Genomic DNA, 2,439 nt, shown 5'->3' with positions numbered 1-2,439 from the left:
AACCAATGGTTGGACTGTAGTATGTTTCTATACGGATCTGCCTAAGAAAGCCGTCAGCATCCAAACATGTTTCTCAAGACCAGAATGAATCGCAAGCAGCATATCTCCTGTTGTTTCATCATTATTCTCATCGGCAAAGCTCATGCCTTCTTTCAATTCGCCAATAATAATTGAGAAGTCGTTGATAATGGATTCAACCATTTCATCCGCAGATTCGTTACCTGACGCTTCCTTAATTGATGAGATTTCAAGGTATTCCTTCATTGTGGCTGCAGGTTTTCCACCAATGGCTAGCAAGCGTTCCGCCAGCTCATCGACATGAATGCCAGCCTCATTATAAAACTCTTCAAATTTGACATGTAAGGTGAAAAATTGTCCACCTTTTACATACCAGTGATAGTTATGTAACTTCGTATACAGAACAGACCAGTTTGCAATCTGTTTGTTAAGTACACTGACTAATTGATTTTCCATATTAAATAGCCTCCTTTTTGACTTCACCTATATTATTACCAAAGATTGAGGACAAATCCTGTATGAATTTAAGGGATTTGTTGTCAATTTAGTGAAGAATTATTGTCTTAAAGGGAGTTACGCCATTTTTATTATGTTACAAGCATGAAACAATCCGTAATAATTCAACCATTTCATTCCTTTGTATCCACCTCATGGAAATACATTATTTATGGAAAATAATTCTATTCAGTAGATAAATCCTTTCATACTGGGCGCGATCTTAACCTATTTGTCCTTACCACTTTTTGGGTAATGAATCAGTATGTAACAACTGTTAGCCTTATTAGTATGACAAGCGAGGAATAAATATTGGAGGTAATAATTTATGAATAAATTTAAAAAATTACTAATTGCGACCGGACTTATTTTATCCATGTCAGCTTTTACGTTAAATGGAACAACTGAAGCGGCAACAACGACACATAAAGTACAAACAGGTGAAACTTATTGGAAAATTGCCGTAAAGTACGGTGTAACTGTTAATAATCTAAAAAAAGCAAACAACAAAACTAGTAATCTTCTTTATGCAGGATCTAATCTAGTAATCCCCAATTCTTCTGTTACGACAGCAGAAAAAGATTTAATGGCTCGATTAGTTCGTGCTGAGGCAGTGGGAGAGCCATATGCAGGGAAAGTAGCCGTTGCAACGGTTATTCTTAACCGTGTATCCAGCCCTGATTTCCCTAATAGCGTGAAAGGTGTTATTTATGAAAAGGCGAATGGGTACTATGCCTTCACGCCTGTAAAAAATGGAACAATTAATCAACCAGCTGATGCTGCTTCAAAAAGAGCTGTGAATGAAGCACTTGCATTCAGAGGTCAGGGAAATGGATCATTATTTTTCTATAATCCAAAAACAGCTGTAAGTAAATGGATTTACTCGCGTCCAGTAACGGTTACGATTGGTAACCACCGATTCGCGAAATAAAAGCTATGTTAAATAGTATTTCATAAAAATTGTACTCTAAACAAAAAGCAGTGGTTTCCTAAAAATGGAATCACTGCTTTTTTATATTGAACTATTAACCTTGTTTAATTTTTAGAGCTACGAGACTAGCAAATTCATGGATAATGGTGGCAGCAAGTAATGAGGTAATCTGAGTCGGATCATATGGCGGCAAGACCTCGACTAAGTCAAAACCAATAAATTTAAAATCAGTTAGAGATCGGATGATTTGCAGCGTTTCAAAACTATTTAAACCACCAACTTCTAGTGTTCCCGTTCCTGGTGCGCATGAAGGGTCAACAAAATCAATATCAAAGCTCAAGAAACAAGGAGTATCACCAATTTTTGCTTTCATTTCATTCAAGACATTTTCGATTCCTCGTTGCTTTAGCTCAGGCGTTGTAATTACGTGATAGCCTAAATCCGTGCTGGCGTCAATATCACCTGGATGGTTCAGGGTTCCTCGAATTCCTACTTGGAAAACCTTATCAGGAATGAGGAGATTCTCTTCGTATGCTCGGATGAATGGCGAACCATGCCAATACTTTTCTTCATAATATGTGTCCCAAGTATCTGTATGAGAATCAAAGTGAATTAAGGCAACAGGACCGTGCACTTTTACTGCGGCTCGAAGGTGGGCTAATGTTACAGAATGATCTCCCCCTAGTCCAATTGGAATAATTCCTTTTTCCATCAAGTCCACCATTGCTTTTTCAATCACCTCATAGCTGCGATGGATGTTATGCGGAATGACAGATATATCACCGATGTCAATGGCATTACATTCGTCAAAAGGATAAACCTTGTGAATCGGATGATATGGAAATAGAGTCATTGACGACTGACGAATAGCCTGAGGTGCGAACCGAGCACCAACTCGAAAGGAGGCTGCTGTATCAAACGGGACACCAACAATGGCCAATTTAGCATTTTCCCTGTGAGAGGGTAACCTCATAAAGGTCCCGGTTGTACAAAAT

The 2,439-nt window shown here is 38.3% G+C and carries 3 protein-coding genes; 1 reads left to right on the top strand and 2 read right to left on the bottom strand.

Annotation, left to right across the window (positions count from 1 at the left end; translation table 11 throughout):
* Nucleotides 1-27 precede the first annotated feature (27 nt).
* Nucleotides 28-474, bottom strand: coding sequence for a Dps family protein (locus tag V7659_RS29700; protein ID WP_335543626.1), 447 nt, complete (start codon nt 472-474; stop codon nt 28-30).
* 367 nt (nt 475-841) lie between these two features.
* Between V7659_RS29700 and V7659_RS29695 the strand changes: the two genes are divergently transcribed.
* A complete protein-coding gene (locus tag V7659_RS29695; protein WP_420491251.1) occupies nt 842-1,444 on the top strand; it encodes a cell wall hydrolase in 603 nt (200 codons plus the stop codon).
* Between the two features lie 94 nt (nt 1,445-1,538).
* Here the strand turns inward: V7659_RS29695 and speB are convergent.
* The coding region (speB, locus tag V7659_RS29690; protein ID WP_335543625.1) for an agmatinase at nt 1,539-2,439 on the bottom strand (901 nt) is incomplete at its 5' end.

The sequence above is a fragment of the Neobacillus drentensis genome, from assembly GCF_036966985.1.
Classification (GTDB): domain Bacteria; phylum Bacillota; class Bacilli; order Bacillales; family Cytobacillaceae; genus Neobacillus; species Neobacillus drentensis_E.
The sequence above is the reverse complement of the archived record's forward strand: the minus strand, read 5'-3'. Positions and strand labels throughout refer to the sequence as shown.

Bases quoted from the DNA above. Each gene is read 5' to 3' on its own strand.
- V7659_RS29700 (WP_335543626.1), bottom strand. From the start codon at position 474: ATGGAAAATCAATTAGTCAGTGTACTTAACAAACAGATTGCAAACTGG.
- V7659_RS29695 (WP_420491251.1), top strand. From the start codon at position 842: ATGAATAAATTTAAAAAATTACTAATTGCGACCGGACTTATTTTATCC.